The sequence below is a fragment of the Yersinia massiliensis genome, from assembly GCF_003048255.1.
GTDB classification, from domain to species: domain Bacteria; phylum Pseudomonadota; class Gammaproteobacteria; order Enterobacterales; family Enterobacteriaceae; genus Yersinia; species Yersinia massiliensis_A.
Genome location: NZ_CP028488.1, coordinates 104,971 through 121,622, shown reverse-complemented (window position 1 = coordinate 121,622; position 16,652 = coordinate 104,971). Strand labels below are relative to the sequence as shown.

Genomic DNA, 16,652 nt, shown 5'->3' with positions numbered 1-16,652 from the left:
ATGAATTAGCATCTCTTAAGAGTAAAGGTATAAAAACTGCATTTAATAGGGAATGCTGCGTAATTTTTCGGTCTTATCGGTATATATCATTAGGAAATAAAGTGTTTTTAAAAAATCACAAAGTAAATACAGACGATTCAAAGAAAATAAACCCACCAAGATATTAACTAATACACCAGTGATAGTGGAGTTTCATCATCAGGTCTGACCGTCCTGAGCGAACATAAACAATATTCAATTGAACTGCAGTCATGTTAATAACATTAGATTGTTCTAAATGATTAATCAAATACACTACATTCTATTGTAGGATTGATAATTATATTTTTATAACGTCTTATACATTTTTTTAAGAAAATTAATGATAGCAATAATCTTAAAAAGATATCTATCGGAATAGGCGTGTACGCGATGTAGGAAAATTCCTTTATTGGCTAGACGTAAGGATTCATACGTAAATGTGTAAGATCACGCTCGGCTCTGTCGCATTAAAACATCGTCAGGTAACATGCTATTTTTTACGGTGTTGCCTGTCCATGTCTCTGATCCGAAACGCGTTCAAACGCCTGCACTATCCCATCGATATTATTGCGCAATGTGTTCGCTGGTATCTGGCTTACGCCCTGAGCCTTCGCAATCTGGAAGAAATGATGGCGGAGCGCGGTATTGTCGTTGACCATTCCACGTTACACCGCTGGGTCATTCGCCTGGTCCCGCACCTTGATAAGGCCTTTCGCCGGTATAAACGCAATGTAGGTCGACGGTGGCGCATGGATGAAACCTACATCAAAATCAAAGGACAGTGGAAATATTTGTACCGGGCTGTCGACAGTAAGGGCCAGACCATAGACTTTCTACTGATGGCCAAACGGGATGCCGCCGCCTTGCGCTTCTTTCGCAAGGCCATCCGGCACCACAATGAACAGTAGCCCGCCTGCGTCGGGAGCTAAGACTCTGTTAGAGAATGTGTTTCTTCATGCATAGTCGCTCGTTATAATCCTGTGTATGCACATACCTCGACCGGCAAAACTCCTTTTCCAGATTGATGATGGTTGGGATCAATTACTCACTAAACACGGCAACCTCGTCCCCGAATGGACCAAACTGGTCGTCGAGCGGATGCTTGCTTGCGGAACCGGTGCCATGGGCGTTCGCCGCTATTGTTGCGCCTCTGCCCATTGTTCTCACACCAAATACTTTTGCCAAAGTTGTAAAAGTAAAGGCTGCAGCGCCTGTGGCATGAAAGCCACCGAGCAATGGATTGCCGAGCAACAGCACATCCTGCCCGACTGTGAATGGCTAAGCGTAAGGATTCGTGCGTAAATGCGTAAGATCGCCCGCCAAGCCTTGACACATCTGATCTGTCAGAATTTAACGTCATAGTTTGCGGGCGGGGGATGACGTTCTTTGACCTCTGATAAACCAAATCGATTGATATGATGCGTGCGGTACGGGCTGAACCTGGCCAGAATCTCAGGAGTTAAAATCATCCCCTCAACTTCCAGTTCCTTCAGGGCCTGGGTCAGCGCCTGACAATTGTGAAAAATCACTAGGTTAGCGACCAGATGATTATATTTTATTACCCTGTTGCGAGAAAGCTATGCCTCGCTCAATTTATCGGCTGCAGGCTATCAACACATTCGGCATTACCGGGAATGGTGCCAGTTTCTTGAGGCGCAGTTTCAGCGTCGCTGGAAAATCCACTTTGCTAAAAAGACGAAACATGCCCGGCAAAACGTCAACTACCTCGGCCGCTATCTGAAACGGCCACCGATTGCCGCCTCAAAACTGCGTCATTACACCAGCGGAGCCGTTGTTCATCATTACTATGACCATCGGACTCAGCAACACCGCACGCAACGACTCAGCCAGGAAGAGATGCTGTGGCGCTATATCAGCCATATCCCGTCACGTCATTTTAAGATGGTGAGGTATTACGGTTTTCTGGCCAACCGCAAACGGGGTGAGTTATTGCCTAAGGTCTACACCGCCCTGGGGATTGAAATGAAGAAAAAACCGCAGAAACCGGGCTTTGCGTCGCTGATGAAACAATTTACGAATGTGGATCCTTACCAGTGCGTGTTGTGTGGTAGTCGGATGGTTTTTAACAGTGCGGAAGCCGGTATCCGTGCAGAAGAGTTATTGGCGCGACGTCGGCAGGCGTTCAAAACAGAGCGATGGTTGCGGTAGGCGGCATAGGGAAGGTCTGCCTGAAATTTGGATTTCGCATCAAAACGGTATTTATTTTAATCAACCGTCGATCTAACAAAGCCCTGACTGTTGAAAGTCATGGCCCTATCCCTCTATTTTGCCTCTGACCTAAGGGAGAAAAAGGGATTCAACTTCCTAACCATGAACCCTTGCGCTGACTGCGCCCCGGCATAGCGTCTGTCACGGCGAAAGACTCACAGCGCTATTGCCAGAGTAAAGGGGATCACCAGAAAGGCCGGGCTTTAGCCTGGCTTTCCCAGACGCTGGCACATCAGTGCCAGCAGTGAGAGCGGCACGAGCGAAGCTCGTCGCAAGCGGGGGGTATATTGGTCAGATTTGGGATGAAAAAAACCGCTCATCATGAGCGGTTTCTATTTGGCAGGATCAAGCGTGTGAGATACGCCGCCCCAACATTTCCATGATAGGACGCATTGGGGGTCGCTTATGTTTTTGAAGCGCTTCTCGTGCTTCCCAACGGTCATGAGCGGCTTGGAGGTTCAACCAAAATTCGGGCGTCGTCTCAAACAACTCAGAAAACAGCGTCGCTTCTTCTACAGTCAGACGACGACGGCCTTTGCACAAACGGTTAACCGTTGCGCGAGTCACGCCCATAATATCGGCCAGTTCTTCCTGCCCAATGGCTAATGGGGTTAAAAATTCTTCCTGCAAAATTTCGCCTACCGTAGTAGGTTCGCGAGTAGTGGTATCAAGCATAAATCCCCCTGCTAGGTGTCTTGATGAGGATCGAGGTAGATGCTTTCAGCATATCCGTCTTTCCATTGAAACATTAACCGCCATTGAATATTGACTCTCATACTTGACCAGCCATCAAACTGCCCTGAGAGACGCTTGTAGTAATTACTGGTTGGAATAAACAAATCTCGCTCATTATGTGCGGCGGCCAACATATCAAGCTTCTTCGCTAACTGGCGCTCTATTGTTGCCGGTATCGCGCGATCTCGTTTACTTTCCATATAGAACAGTTCTAGGTTTTTATCCCGAAAAGACTTAATCATTGTCTGTTCCGTCATTCCATTCCGTACATGCATTGTATCATTAAAAGTTACAAGATGTAAAATATAAAGTTACTATTATCAATTACTCTAAATCAAAGTGATATGTGATTTCTATATATCACTTTGTATTTAAAGTATTAAGCGGCTTGCAGGCGGGAGAATATCGTCATCATCCGCTCAACGGCTTCAGCGTGTTTTAACTTCTCTTCCCACCCTCCCAGATACCAAAAAGGTGTATGGAAAGTTCTATTCACTGTCAGTGTGAGTGTGAGTGTGAGTGTATTACCGGTAATAACTTGGGCAGGGATACACAACAACGATAATTGGATGTAACACATATCAGCAACCATGCCATCAATGTCAGTGCAAACCATAAAAATTTGCTCTTGGGGGTTATACCCGTTTTCTCGCATATACATCGCTGCTGCAATAGCCATCCCACCGGCCCCACAGGCTGGTTCATTGTAAGTTATAAAGGGATGTTTGTTTAAGTTTTGTACTGCGTCAGACATCGTTAATGCTGCCATCATTTCCGATAATGAATAAGGGGTAAATAATTGACCTAAACTGGACGCACTCAACTCTAATTCCATATAGAGACTCCCCAGAAAGTCACTCGGCTCTGCGTCCAAAGCACCAATAACACACCCTAGCAATTGAGATAACTGACTCATATTCTCTTTGCCTAAGCGTCTTTCAATTACAAAATATTCTTGCTCTAACTCATCTGACTTTAAAAAAGCATTTTGAATAGCAATAGCAGCTGCATGTACAAAATCACGAAACACATCAAAACGGTGATGATGTGGTGCCAAGTGTTTGAAAATGGATACAAACTCCTTGCGATACTGAGCAGCTGACACGCCAGGGCGCCGGTTCGAGGGATCAAACAGGTTTTGGAGTGGTGAACGTGAGAACAGGTGGCCTAAATTTAATGAGTTGCCCAGTATTTCGGCGTTATGAATTTTCATCTGGTGTATTCCCCTTTGCTGTTAATCGCGAGTTTTCTGTTTCTCGCGCCGTAAAGCGTCAGGGCCTCTGCCAGATAAGCGTGATTGCAAGTGCGTCTGCAAAGCCGCAGCGCAACGACCGCAGGAAGTGAGAACGGATGTAGTAGACGGCGATAGCGCACACTTGTTGTCATGCCTGGCGGTGGAACTGTTTAGCGGGGCGGGAGAATAAGAAAATGCGTACACCGAGAATTGCAGGAATAGCCGGAAGTTAATTTGTTCTGAAATTATTATGTTAGGTCGAAGACCTGATACGGCGTTGTTCTCTTACTTGCTATTGAGATAATTCCGGTTATTATTACTGTATATGCGTGGGTCTTCCCCGATCATGGTGGGAGACTCAGAACGCCATGTTAAGCTTTCCATACTGGAACATCACGCCCAGCTTGAACCGTTCTTTATTCCTGAAGCCCCGTGATTTGATCCTGAGTAGCCGTACTTTACTGTTCAGAGACTCCGCATTACCGTTCGATACCCGGTTTTTTATCGCATTTAGGATGCCATAAAGACGCTTTGCCACCATCCGGCCAACGCTTGCCATAAGGGGTATTCCGCTGTGTTTTGCCATGAACATCCATTCCTGCCACAGCCTACGGCTATGGTCGTCATAACGCCGGTGCCACAGGTCGCGGGCAAGTTCTTTCATTACCCAACACTGGCTAGTTTCGGGTAACACCAGACGTGCAGCTTCCAGCCGTTCAGCTCTTCGCCCGTGACGGTTCTGTTTACCGTAAAACCACAGGTACCGTGAACGATGAGCCCCTTTCCTGTCTGACGGCGAGATGCGTTTCATTTCTGCCATGCGAGTTTTATCAACAACGGCGCAAAGCGTTTTTGCCACATGGAAGTGGTCGAAGGCGATTTTATCCACGGCATTGGGGAGATGGATGCGAGCGGCGCTGATATAGGCCATGTCCATCGACAGCGTTTTTATCTCATCCAACTGGCGATCGCTCAGATGACGCAGATAACCGGCAAGGCTCTCAACACCGCGGTCATCGGTCAGTTTCAAGGCCCGCCCCTGGCGGTCAGAGATAACGGTGACGTACTGATGGCCTTTTTTAAAGGCCACTTCATCCACGCAGAGGTGGCGGGCCGATAAAGGCTTTTTTATCCGGGCAAGGCCCCGTTTAACGGCGCGCATCATGATGCCGTCCACGGCATTCCAACTCAGCTTGAGCTGCTTTCTGACCGCATCAACCGTGCTGATTTTTAGGGCTCTGTCGCATTAGTGATATGAAGTGGGCAAAAGTTGCGTTGTCGGTTATTTAGGCAGCCAGCAAGTAGAATTGTTCTGCGGGTGACAATCCCTCAGTTTTCGGGTATTGATATTGCCCTTTTCGTATCATGTGGATCAGTTCGATGCCAGCCAAGATCGTCTGAGCCCGTCGAAACTAGCTGAATCCCAGCATCGGGCGTATGCGGCGTTTGATGTTGCGGTGATCTTGTTCAACCAGATTATTCAGATACTTGTTCTGCCTGACAGTCATGGTTTCTTCTTCTGGTTTATCGGCGTTGAGTGTAGTCAGCGCGGCCGTGTTGGCACCACTTTTATCAATGGTCACTATCTCAGGTTCGCCGTGGTGTCGAATGGCCTTGCGAAAGAAGCGTAATGCCGCTGGAGCATCCCGTTTGGCGGTCAGTAGAAAGTCTATAGTCTGGCCGTCGGTATCCACTGCTCGGTACAGATATTTCCATTGCCCTTTAACTTTGATGTAGGTTTCATCCATACGCCACCGCCGACCTACTGTGCGCTTGTGTCGGCGAAAAGCCTTATCCAGCAGCGGCACCAGGCGGATAACCCAACGGTGAAGCGTTGAATGGTCAACGACAATACCACGCTCTGCCATTATCTCTTCCAGGTTGCGTAAACTCAGTGAGTAAGCCAAATACCAGCGGACACACTGAGCAATAATATCGACGGGATAATGTAAGCGACGGAAGGCGTTTCGGATCAGAGACATGAGTAGGTAACATCACAAAAAAACAGCATGTTATCGAACAGCGCCTTAATGCGACAGAACCAACAGACCCCCTATTTCCGTCCCAACGCAGCTTAAGTTAATTAAAAATTAGTAGGAATATTCTGACATCAAGTTCACTTCCATTCCGATATACGCCCACGCCTGTTTATTGTTTAATCACTCCAACGAAATATATTGATCTAGATCATGTTTTGATGAAACTCAAAATAGAGCTTACATCCACATGCTGACAGACAAATCTTCATTTACCCTACATTTTAAGTTTGGATATCTTACACATGAAAAAGCAACTGATTGGTCTGACTGTTTTATCTTCTCTGGTTTTGGGTATGACTGCAGCACATGCCGCTCCTCCGACAGCTGAATTGAAAGTTATCGGTACACTGACTGTTCCAAGCTGCACCGTCGCTTCTCCAGATGAAGGTGTTTATGATTTCGGTAAATTGTCTTCATCTTTAGTGAAATCAGGGACGGCCACGACTGCGCTGACACCAATGACGAAAACTTGGACGGTAACCTGTGATGCTGATACTTATTTGAACTTCACGCCAGTCGATAACCGCGCAGCATCTGCCAGTGCCGTTGCCACCACTAACTTCGGTCTGGGTAACGTGAACACTACCGGCAAAATCGGTTACTACACTGCGTTGATTAAGAACGGCACTGTAGACGGCAAAGCGTCTAACTTGTTCTCTTCTGCAACATCCACGTTCACGGCGACAACTACAGCTAACCTGACCACAGGTCTGCGCACCGGTTGGTCATCTGCGGCTAACACCCAGAGCACCGGTAAAGTGTTTGTGGCTGATATCACAGTGAGCCCAATGTTGGCTGGCACCACCACGATGGGCGGTCCAATCACTGACGATGCAGAGCTTGACGGTTCAATGACCATGAACTTCGCTTTCGGTATCTAATTACCGCGAAGATAAATTAATAGTGGATATATATTAATAGTCAATAAGGGTCGGAATATTATTTCGGCCCTTATTTTTTGTTTTGGTTTTATTGATAATGATATTTTTTCACAAATAAAAGAGAATATACCAATGCTTATCGGCGTGAATTCCTCGCTAATATCAAGGGTAGCTGACTCGCGATGACGGAAGGGCAAACAGGTACCCATCTCCCACTTGGAACCTTCAAAAATGATTGTTCCTGAGCATTAAACTCATAATTAACACATTGATAATAATGGATTTAATAAGATAAAAATTTCGTAGGAATATTCTTACATCAAGTCCACTTCCATTCCGATATACGCCCCTTTCTGTTTATTGTTTAATCATCCCAACGAAATAAATTGATCTAGATCATGTTTAAGTGAAACTCAAAATAGAGCTTACATCCACATGCTGACAGACCAATTATCACTTAACCCTACATTTTAATTTTGGATATTTTACACATGAAAAAGCAACTGATTGGTCTGACGGTTTTATCTTCTTTGATTTTAGGCATGACAGCAGCACACGCCGCACCACCTACCGCTGAGCTGAAAGTTAAAGGTAAATTAAGTGTCCCGACATGCACTATTATCTCACCGGATAGTGGTGTTTATGATTTGGGTAAGATATCGGCAGTTAATGTAAAATCGGGGGTCACTACAACAGCATTAACACCGATTAAAAAGACTTGGACCATTACCTGTGATTCCGACACTTATCTTACCTATAAAGCCCAAGATAATCGCAGTGGAACAGAAAGTGCTGTGGCTTCCCAAAACTTTGGGTTAGGCCTTGTTAATGGTACTGGAAAAATTGGCTATTACACTGTTGTTATGAGTAACGCTAAAATCGATAATGTCTCTTCAAATATTTTATGTATTCAAACTGATGGGACATCTAATTGCACTACAACTTCACGCTTACTGCAGGGAGAGTTGCAGGGATGGTCTAATGCAGATAAATCATTAAAAGCAGGTAAAACGTTTAGTGCAGACCTTGAAGTTAGTGCTGTATTGGCTGGAACAACAACAATGAACGGCCCAATCACTGAAGACACCCAGATCGATGGCTCAATGACCATGAATTTCGCTTTTGGAATCTAAGTTACTGCACATCTTTTTTTAAAATATATTTAGTGTATTTTTCTGTCGACTTATAATAATCAGCAGAAAGATGCACTATTATCGATAAATAATTGCTCACTCTATTTGGGATACTTTGTGGCCAGTCGCCAGCGTTCATTCCTTTATATAGCATGCCTACTTTCCCTTTTCCCTGTGGCAGGATTCTCTGCAACAAAAGAGGGCGCTGCCGCATTTGATATAAAAACACTGGAAGGTTTAGGCTATTCAGCAGAATTAGCTGATTTCTTTAGCGGAGCAGATAAATTCTTACCGGGTCAGCATGACGTCACCATTATTATCAATGCCAGTAAAACCTACCGTACTGAAGCGACTTTCGGTAGCGAAGGTCAGCTATGTGCGGACCGAAAACTGCTGATGGCATTAAAGTTACACTATAAAGACAGTGGCGACAGTTGCGAGAATATTGAAACTCTGTGGCCCGGAGTGGTCGTTAAGCTCTTTCCTGGGCAATTCCGAGTAGAAATGACATTACCGCAAGAAGCCTTTGACCCTGAACTGGAAGAAAGTGAATATCAGCGGGGCGGCCACGCCTTATTGCTAAATTATAATTTATTCGGCCAGCGCATCGAAAACAACAATGACAACCTGAATTTATTTCAGGGGCAATTCGAGCCGGGTATTAATTTTTATAACTGGGTGGTGCGCAACCGAGGTTCTTATAATTACAACCAAGGGGTGGGCCATTATGATAATCAGGAAACCTACGCATTACGCGCCATTGAATCTTTAAAGTCGGTGGTACAGTTGGGGGAGTTTGGCCTAGTCGCCAATACATACTCTGGTCTGCCAGTGATGGGTGCCCAGCTTTATTCCGATAATGCCCAACTCAATAACACCCAACTGGTTGTGCCCATTGAAGGGATTGCCAACACCAACGCCACTATCGAAATTCGCCAGCGTGGGCGGGTTATTTACCGCACCGTGGTGGCACCGGGCCCGTTCTCATTATCCAATATCAGCAATTTCTCCAGCGGTGTCCCTACGGATGTTGATGTGATTGAAGAAGACGGCACCCAGCAACATTTTACCGTCGCGAACGCCCTTGATCCCAATTTTGAACAACAAGCGACAACCTACCAGCTAGCACTGGGCCGCTACCGCGACACTCTCAGTGGCAGTGAAAGCAAGTCTCCCTTACTGGCAACAGGCGAGATGGCATTTAGTCCGGCGAATGCATTTCAGGTCACTACCGCTGGGCTGCTTTCTGCCGATTACCAAAATATCAGTGCGCAAAATCTATACAGCGGGTTTGAGAGTGCTTGGATTTCAGCCACCGCGAGCTATACCAATACCCAAGGTGCCGGACAAGGTTACCAACTCGGATTGCAAAATCAGGTGTCTATTAACGGCAACCTGAGTGCGTCTTTATCGACGGTTTACGAATCAAGCAATTACTGGTCACCTGATAATGCCCTAAGTGGCGGTAATAATTTGGCTGACCTGTCCGTTGGCAAACTGAAAAATGCCACATCAGCAGCCGTGACCTGGGCACATCCTCGCTGGGGCGCATTTTCCTATGTTTTGTCTAATAATATGTATTATCAGGCAGAGAACAGTGTCTCCCATACGTTTTCCGCCAGTGAACAATTTGGCCGAGTGACCACTACGTTGAGTGTTCAGTCAAGTTCACAGGGGCGTAATGCTGTCTATTTGGGACTCAGTATGCCACTGGGTAATGGGTCTCTCACTGGCCGGATGCAACGTAATAATGGTAATACGACGCTGGGCAGCACTTATCAAGGGGCTTGGGGTGATAACAAAGGGTATTCCGTGGGGGTGACGGGCGGTAATAATCAGCAACGAGTTAATGGCGCAATGAATGTGAAAACAGCCTATTCACAACTGGCGAGTGGGATTTCTCAGGCCAATAACAATAGTCGTTCAGCGTATGTGGCATCTAGTGGTTCAATGGCTTACGCGAACAATACCTTTGCAACTTCGGCATCGGCCATTGGTGACACCTTCGCAATAGTGAACGTGCCTAGTCAGTCAAATTTACGGGTATCATCACCGAGCAGTGGGATGTCCATAACCGACTATGCTGGCACAGCGCTGTTGCCATCAGTGATGCCTTACAGTGCATCCAAGGCCCAAATTAGTACCAAAACATTGCCATTGAATATACGTCTCAACAGTACCAGTGCCGATTTGATGATGACCCGCGGCACGGTGGCAACCCGTAATTTTGAGGCAACAGAAACACGCCAGTTGCTGCTGACCATTCGTGACAGCAATGGCGAGGCTCTGCCAGTGGGAGCAAACGTGCTGGATGACAAGGGTAATTTCCTCGGAACGCTGATTGGAGATGGTAATTTTATGTTGGAAAACAACGCAATTGGTGCCACGCTGCGAGTTAAGGCCGCCAACCGGGGCGAGTGCATTGTAAGTTATGGGGTGCCGGAGAAATTTGATCCAGATACATTGTATGAAGTTGCTGATGCGGTATGTCATTAATGTGAGTGGCGGCCAGCAAAAGAGATCTAATCGATATTCCAGACACAGGATTTATTATGAAAAAGACCATTGTCAGTCATCGCAGCGAGAATACCGTGACCTATACCTCGGTATATAATCGCTTTAAATCGTTTCTTGTTTTCAATGTGCTGGTGCTATTGAGCTGCTGGAGTCTAGCCTCTAATGCATCGTTCAAATTAGAAAGTACGACCGTCATATTGAAAGAAAGCGAGGGGCGTGCGAGTTTTACCATTGATAACACTTCCGCCAACCCTATTTTGCTGGTGACAAAACTGATTGATATTGATGGCAAAGATTTCAGTAAGCAGATTTTGATTTCACCACCAGTGACACGCATTGATGCTGGCCAAAGTCAGCAAGTGAACTTCGTGCTGAAAAAAGGCGCCGTACTGGACAATGAAGTATTGCTAAAAGCGGCATTTGAAGGGGTTGAGCAGGTCTCTGGTAATGCCACCGTCATGCCTATCCGTCAGGAAATTGGTTTTCTTATTCAGCCGAGCGCAGTGCCACAAATTAAAAACCCTTGGGAGGAGCTGGTTTTCTCCGTATCAGGGAATAATTTGACGATTAAAAACCCAGGTAAACATGTTGTTCGTCTGGGGCCACAGGTGGTTTTAGTCCCGAGTAATGAAGTCGTTCCGTTGGGTAACCCGTATATTATGCCGGGCACCAGCAAACAATTCTCGATCAAGTCATCACCGACATCTGTGAAAGTCACGCCACTGAGCCGCTATGGTTTTGTGCAAACGGAAGTCGCTCTTCCTGTCACACGTTAATACTCGTCTAATGCTCAGGGGCCACCAGAGAATGGTGCCCTTGAGTTTTAAATCACTAAAGGTTATTCCCAATACATTAAGCCGCTAGAAAAATAGTCTAGTGAGAATATTCTGACATCAAGTTCACTTCCATTCCGATATACGCCCACGCCTGTTTATTGTTTAAGGAGCACTGTTGCAATAATTAGTCCGCACATGTAAGTTAATATCTTACCAAACTTGTTAGTGTGATTAACTGCTATTAAATTAAGTGACTAAGCATGATTAAATATAAAGTAGAAGGGTGTGGCGATAGTTTTTTGTGGGGCGGGATTCTGGCTATTACCGATGAGATTCTTGCTGTGTGGGAGTCACATAGATTGTTTGATTTACAGGAAGAAAATTACTGTATCATATTTATCTTTTTAGAGACATTAAACATAAAATAGTTGATCAGCCGATTATATCCTCCTAATCCACATGAAAGAGTTTTTGTTATTACCCACAGACAATTCAGTCATTTCTTTCATTACGTATCCATTCTGTCTCATGTACATATTATTTTCACCGATGACGATCTAGTTACTATAAGATATAAGCTTCAGTCGGTTATTTATACCCATGGACTGTTGTATAACATATCGAGGACTCTTCCAACAAAGCCTCTCTCTGCAAGTTTAACACCAAAAGAATGGGAAGTGCTTAACTTAGTCTTTGACGAGTGGTCAGGCCACACGATTGCATCAGCGTTAAATAAAAGCCAAAAGACCATAAGTGGGCATAAACGTTCAGCCATGAAGAAACTCGGCGTGACGTCAATGGTGGAACTTATGAGGGTCCGTTCCTTTTTTAGGGACAAGTAGACTTGATCGCCTTTGCTGGAAATGTTTGAAACGGTCAGTATCATGTAAAAATACGGTTATGTAATAAAGGTAATTGGTGAAAAAAATGGCTTCACGATAAGAACCTATGTTCTTTCATTAGAATAGTTTTAAAAAAGGAAAATTAACCGCTCCAATCAAAATAAGTGAGGGTATAACTTAACGTAAGTTTTCGTTCCACTGAACGTTAAACACCTAGTCGATGTAATTTTTCTTTACTCCCTGATTTTATATGGTTATCTGGAGGTGTGTATGTTGTTTTCTGTTGGTTTAGAAGTGCACAAAAATACAAATGATATGTATAATATTATTATTCCAGCTTTATATGCTGGTCGAACTATTAGAGTATCTGCAATTGAAATTAAAGAGAATATATTAACCATTATCAGAGAATTTATTCTATTGACTATTGACTATTGACTATTGACTATTGACTATTGAATCTAAGTTGAATACTCCTGATTTTTCCATTGAAAATATTAAAGATGCTGGTTTTCTCGCTTATGCTTCGTATCCTGAGTATGTGACTTATAATACATGGTTTATTATAGACATTGACTTATCATCATTCAAAGGTAAACAACAACGAGTCAGTATTGCCATTCCTGATTTTTTAATCACTCGCATAGATTATGCTGTTCAAAGCAATCATTCTATCTATCGTGATCGCAGCCACTTTTTTTCTGAAGCCGCTCAAAATGAACTTGCCAAACTGGTTGGTGACAAAACCTTATAAAAAGTAGGCTCTGTCGCATTAAAACATCGTCAGGTAACATGCTATTTTTTACGGTGTTGCCTGTCCATGTCTCTGATCCGAAACGCCTTCCGTCGCTTACATTATCCCGTCGATATTATTGCTCATATGGATGAAACCTACATCAAAGTTAAAGGGCAATGGAAATATCTGTACCGAGCAGTGGATACCGACGGCCAGACTATAGACTTTCTACTGACCGCCAAACGGGATGCTCCAGCGGCATTACGCTTCTTTCGCAAGGCCATTCGACACCACGGCGAACCTGAGATAGTGACCATTGATAAAAGTGGTGCCAACACGGCCGCGCTGACTACACTCAACGCCGATAAACCAGAAGAAGAAACCATGACTGTCAGGCAGAACAAGTATCTGAATAATCTGGTTGAACAAGATCACCGCAACATCAAACGCCGCATACGCCCGATGCTGGGATTCAGCTAGTTTCGACGGGCTCAGACGATCTTGGCTGGCATCGAACTGATCCACATGATACGAAAAGGGCAATATCAATACCCGAAAACTGAGGGATTGTCACCCGCAGAACAATTCTACTTGCTGGCTGCCTAAATAACCGACAACGCAACTTTTGCCCACTTCATATCACTAATGCGACAGAGCCGAAAAATACACTAAATATATTTTAAAAAAAGATGTGCAGTAACTTAGATTCCAAAAGCGAAATTCATGGTCATTGAGCCATCGATCTGGGTGTCTTCAGTGATTGGGCCGTTCATTGTTGTTGTTCCAGCCAATACAGCACTAACTTCAAGGTCTGCACTAAACGTTTTACCTGCTTTTAATGATTTATCTGCATTAGACCATCCCTGCAACTCTCCCTGCAGTAAGCGTGAAGTTGTAGTGCAATTAGATGTCCCATCAGTTTGAATACATAAAATATTTGAAGAGACATTATCGATTTTAGCGTTACTCATAACAACAGTGTAATAGCCAATTTTTCCAGTACCATTAACAAGGCCTAACCCAAAGTTTTGGGAAGCCACAGCACTTTCTGTTCCACTGCGATTATCTTGGGCTTTATAGGTAAGATAAGTGTCGGAATCACAGGTAATGGTCCAAGTCTTTTTAATCGGTGTTAATGCTGTTGTAGTGACCCCCGATTTTACATTAACTGCCGATATCTTACCCAAATCATAAACACCACTATCCGGTGAGATAATAGTGCATGTCGGGACACTTAATTTACCTTTAACTTTCAGCTCAGCGGTAGGTGGTGCGGCGTGTGCTGCTGTCATGCCTAAAATCAAAGAAGATAAAACCGTCAGACCAATCAGTTGCTTTTTCATGTGTAAAATATCCAAAATTAAAATGTAGGGTTAAGTGATAATTGGTCTGTCAGCATGTGGATGTAAGCTCTATTTTGAGTTTCACTTAAACATGATCTAGATCAATTTATTTCGTTGGGATGATTAAACAATAAACAGAAAGGGGCGTATATCGGAATGGAAGTGGACTTGATGTAAGAATATTCCTACGAAATTTTTATCTTATTAAATCCATTATTATCAATGTGTTAATTATGAGTTTAATGCTCAGGAACAATCATTTTTGAAGGTTCCAAGTGGGAGATGGGTACCTGTTTGCCCTTCCGTCATCGCGAGTCAGCTACCCTTGATATTAGCGAGGAATTCACGCCGATAAGCATTGGTATATTCTCTTTTATTTGTGAAAAAATATCATTATCAATAAAACCAAAACAAAAAATAAGGGCCGAAATAATATTCCGACCCTTATTGACTATTAATATATATCCACTATTAATTTATCTTCGCGGTAATTAGATACCGAAAGCGAAGTTCATGGTCATTGAACCGTCAAGCTCTGCATCGTCAGTGATTGGACCGCCCATCGTGGTGGTGCCAGCCAACATTGGGCTCACTGTGATATCAGCCACAAACACTTTACCGGTGCTCTGGGTGTTAGCCGCAGATGACCAACCGGTGCGCAGACCTGTGGTCAGGTTAGCTGTAGTTGTCGCCGTGAACGTGGATGTTGCAGAAGAGAACAAGTTAGACGCTTTGCCGTCTACAGTGCCGTTCTTAATCAACGCAGTGTAGTAACCGATTTTGCCGGTAGTGTTCACGTTACCCAGACCGAAGTTAGTGGTGGCAACGGCACTGGCAGATGCTGCGCGGTTATCGACTGGCGTGAAGTTCAAATAAGTATCAGCATCACAGGTTACCGTCCAAGTTTTCGTCATTGGTGTCAGCGCAGTCGTGGCCGTCCCTGATTTCACTAAAGATGAAGACAATTTACCGAAATCATAAACACCTTCATCTGGAGAAGCGACGGTGCAGCTTGGAACAGTCAGTGTACCGATAACTTTCAATTCAGCTGTCGGAGGAGCGGCATGTGCTGCAGTCATACCCAAAACCAGAGAAGATAAAACAGTCAGACCAATCAGTTGCTTTTTCATGTGTAAGATATCCAAACTTAAAATGTAGGGTAAATGAAGATTTGTCTGTCAGCATGTGGATGTAAGCTCTATTTTGAGTTTCATCAAAACATGATCTAGATCAATATATTTCGTTGGAGTGATTAAACAATAAACAGGCGTGGGCGTATATCGGAATGGAAGTGAACTTGATGTCAGAATATTCCTACTAATTTTTAATTAACTTAAGCTGCGTTGGGACGGAAATAGGGGGTCTGTTGGTTCTGTCGCATTAAGGCGCTGTTCGATAACATGCTGTTTTTTTGTGATGTTACCTACTCATGTCTCTGATCCGAAACGCCTTCCGTCGCTTACATTATCCCGTCGATATTATTGCTCAGTGTGTCCGCTGGTATTTGGCTTACTCACTGAGTTTACGCAACCTGGAAGAGATAATGGCAGAGCGTGGTATTGTCGTTGACCATTCAACGCTTCACCGTTGGGTTATCCGCCTGGTGCCGCTGCTGGATAAGGCTTTTCGCCGACACAAGCGCACAGTAGGTCGGCGGTGGCGTATGGATGAAACCTACATCAAAGTTAAAGGGCAATGGAAATATCTGTACCGAGCAGTGGATACCGACGGCCAGACTATAGACTTTCTACTGACCGCCAAACGGGATGCTCCAGCGGCATTACGCTTCTTTCGCAAGGCCATTCGACACCACGGCGAACCTGAGATAGTGACCATTGATAAAAGTGGTGCCAACACGGCCGCGCTGACTACACTCAACGCCGATAAACCAGAAGAAGAAACCATGACTGTCAGGCAGAACAAGTATCTGAATAATCTGGTTGAACAAGATCACCGCAACATCAAACGCCGCATACGCCCGATGCTGGGATTCAGCTAGTTTCGACGGGCTCAGACGATCTTGGCTGGCATCGAACTGATCCACATGATACGAAAAGGGCAATATCAATACCCGAAAACTGAGGGATTGTCACCCGCAGAACAATTCTACTTGCTGGCTGCCTAAATAACCGACAACGCAACTTTTGCCCACTTCATATCACTAAT

General features: G+C 44.6%; 12 protein-coding genes and 8 pseudogenes. 12 read left to right on the top strand and 8 right to left on the bottom strand.

Translation table 11 applies throughout. The features are described 5' to 3' along the window. Positions 1 to 536 precede the first annotated feature (536 nt). Positions 537 to 923, top strand: a pseudogene (locus DA391_RS23790) (IS6 family transposase); the annotation flags it as partial. A gap of 82 nt (positions 924 to 1,005) precedes the next feature. Then, positions 1,006 to 1,306, top strand: a pseudogene (locus DA391_RS23785) (transposase zinc-binding domain-containing protein); the annotation flags it as partial. Between the two features lie 58 nt (positions 1,307 to 1,364). On the opposite strand, the pseudogene DA391_RS23780 reads toward DA391_RS23785, so the two are convergent. Beyond that, positions 1,365 to 1,586, bottom strand: a pseudogene (locus DA391_RS23780) (Tn3 family transposase); the annotation flags it as partial. Between DA391_RS23780 and DA391_RS23775 the strand changes: the two are divergent. After that, a pseudogene (locus DA391_RS23775) lies at positions 1,579 to 2,190 on the top strand (IS91 family transposase); the annotation flags it as partial. The pseudogenes DA391_RS23780 and DA391_RS23775 overlap by 8 nt on opposite strands. Before the next feature lie 405 nt (positions 2,191 to 2,595). On the opposite strand, the gene DA391_RS23770 reads toward DA391_RS23775, so the two are convergent. From DA391_RS23770 to DA391_RS23750, 5 genes and pseudogenes are all read right to left on the bottom strand, one after another. Continuing rightward, positions 2,596 to 2,925 (bottom strand): HigA family addiction module antitoxin, encoded by a 330-nt coding sequence (locus DA391_RS23770; protein ID WP_049615233.1) that lies wholly within the window; start codon positions 2,923 to 2,925, stop codon positions 2,596 to 2,598. Positions 2,926 to 2,936: 11 nt separating this feature from the next. Next, positions 2,937 to 3,227 (bottom strand): type II toxin-antitoxin system RelE/ParE family toxin, encoded by a 291-nt coding sequence (locus tag DA391_RS23765; RefSeq protein WP_049615238.1) that lies wholly within the window; start codon positions 3,225 to 3,227, stop codon positions 2,937 to 2,939. A gap of 137 nt (positions 3,228 to 3,364) precedes the next feature. Continuing rightward, entirely contained in the window at positions 3,365 to 4,090 is a 726-nt protein-coding gene (locus tag DA391_RS23760) for an N-6 DNA methylase (protein WP_159074589.1), read from the bottom strand. A gap of 487 nt (positions 4,091 to 4,577) precedes the next feature. Next, positions 4,578 to 5,453, bottom strand: a pseudogene (locus DA391_RS23755) (ISL3 family transposase); the annotation flags it as partial. A gap of 52 nt (positions 5,454 to 5,505) precedes the next feature. Next, positions 5,506 to 6,201, bottom strand: a pseudogene (locus DA391_RS23750) (IS6 family transposase). A 299-nt stretch (positions 6,202 to 6,500) separates the two neighbouring features. On the opposite strand from DA391_RS23750, the gene DA391_RS23745 reads away from it, so the two are divergent. The 8 genes and pseudogenes from DA391_RS23745 (at position 6,501) to DA391_RS23715 (ending at position 13,749) form a co-directional block, all read left to right on the top strand. Continuing rightward, a complete protein-coding gene (locus tag DA391_RS23745; protein ID WP_108088347.1) occupies positions 6,501 to 7,139 on the top strand; it encodes a DUF1120 domain-containing protein in 639 nt (212 codons plus the stop codon). 491 nt (positions 7,140 to 7,630) lie between these two features. Then, the gene (locus tag DA391_RS23740; protein ID WP_087769695.1) at positions 7,631 to 8,272 is read left to right on the top strand and encodes a DUF1120 domain-containing protein; all 642 of its coding nucleotides are present in this window, start codon (positions 7,631 to 7,633) and stop codon (positions 8,270 to 8,272) included. Positions 8,273 to 8,389: 117 nt separating this feature from the next. Next, a complete protein-coding gene (locus DA391_RS23735) occupies positions 8,390 to 10,768 on the top strand; it encodes a fimbria/pilus outer membrane usher protein (RefSeq protein ID WP_108088349.1) in 2,379 nt (792 codons plus the stop codon). Positions 10,769 to 10,824: 56 nt separating this feature from the next. After that, the gene (locus tag DA391_RS23730; RefSeq protein WP_098905038.1) at positions 10,825 to 11,565 is read left to right on the top strand and encodes a fimbria/pilus chaperone family protein; all 741 of its coding nucleotides are present in this window, start codon (positions 10,825 to 10,827) and stop codon (positions 11,563 to 11,565) included. A 428-nt stretch (positions 11,566 to 11,993) separates the two neighbouring features. Then, the gene (locus DA391_RS24765) at positions 11,994 to 12,407 is read left to right on the top strand and encodes a helix-turn-helix transcriptional regulator (RefSeq protein ID WP_088130888.1); all 414 of its coding nucleotides are present in this window, start codon (positions 11,994 to 11,996) and stop codon (positions 12,405 to 12,407) included. A gap of 270 nt (positions 12,408 to 12,677) precedes the next feature. Further along, positions 12,678 to 12,845, top strand: coding sequence for a hypothetical protein (locus DA391_RS24300; RefSeq protein ID WP_159074587.1), 168 nt, complete (start codon positions 12,678 to 12,680; stop codon positions 12,843 to 12,845). A 28-nt stretch (positions 12,846 to 12,873) separates the two neighbouring features. Next, positions 12,874 to 13,161 carry a type II toxin-antitoxin system HicB family antitoxin gene (locus tag DA391_RS23720; protein WP_226720763.1) on the top strand — a complete coding sequence of 96 codons (288 nt, stop codon included), beginning with the start codon at positions 12,874 to 12,876 and terminating at the stop codon, positions 13,159 to 13,161. A gap of 66 nt (positions 13,162 to 13,227) precedes the next feature. After that, positions 13,228 to 13,749, top strand: a pseudogene (locus DA391_RS23715) (IS6 family transposase). A 95-nt stretch (positions 13,750 to 13,844) separates the two neighbouring features. Here the strand turns inward: DA391_RS23715 and DA391_RS23710 are convergent. Beyond that, positions 13,845 to 14,486, bottom strand: a complete 642-nt coding sequence (locus tag DA391_RS23710) for a DUF1120 domain-containing protein (RefSeq protein WP_087769695.1) — start codon at positions 14,484 to 14,486, stop codon at positions 13,845 to 13,847. Between the two features lie 491 nt (positions 14,487 to 14,977). After that, a complete protein-coding gene (locus DA391_RS23705; RefSeq protein ID WP_108088347.1) occupies positions 14,978 to 15,616 on the bottom strand; it encodes a DUF1120 domain-containing protein in 639 nt (212 codons plus the stop codon). Between the two features lie 299 nt (positions 15,617 to 15,915). Here DA391_RS23705 and DA391_RS23700 point away from each other — a divergent pair. Next, positions 15,916 to 16,611: pseudogene (locus tag DA391_RS23700) on the top strand (IS6 family transposase). Positions 16,612 to 16,652: the final 41 nt, after the last annotated feature.

Bases quoted from the DNA above. Each gene is read 5' to 3' on its own strand.
- DA391_RS23770 (WP_049615233.1), bottom strand. From the start codon at position 2,925: ATGCTTGATACCACTACTCGCGAACCTACTACGGTAGGCGAAATTTTG.
- DA391_RS23765 (WP_049615238.1), bottom strand. From the start codon at position 3,227: ATGATTAAGTCTTTTCGGGATAAAAACCTAGAACTGTTCTATATGGAA.
- DA391_RS23745 (WP_108088347.1), top strand. From the start codon at position 6,501: ATGAAAAAGCAACTGATTGGTCTGACTGTTTTATCTTCTCTGGTTTTG.
- DA391_RS23740 (WP_087769695.1), top strand. From the start codon at position 7,631: ATGAAAAAGCAACTGATTGGTCTGACGGTTTTATCTTCTTTGATTTTA.
- DA391_RS23730 (WP_098905038.1), top strand. From the start codon at position 10,825: ATGAAAAAGACCATTGTCAGTCATCGCAGCGAGAATACCGTGACCTAT.
- DA391_RS24300 (WP_159074587.1), top strand. From the start codon at position 12,678: ATGTTGTTTTCTGTTGGTTTAGAAGTGCACAAAAATACAAATGATATG.
- DA391_RS23710 (WP_087769695.1), bottom strand. From the start codon at position 14,486: ATGAAAAAGCAACTGATTGGTCTGACGGTTTTATCTTCTTTGATTTTA.
- DA391_RS23705 (WP_108088347.1), bottom strand. From the start codon at position 15,616: ATGAAAAAGCAACTGATTGGTCTGACTGTTTTATCTTCTCTGGTTTTG.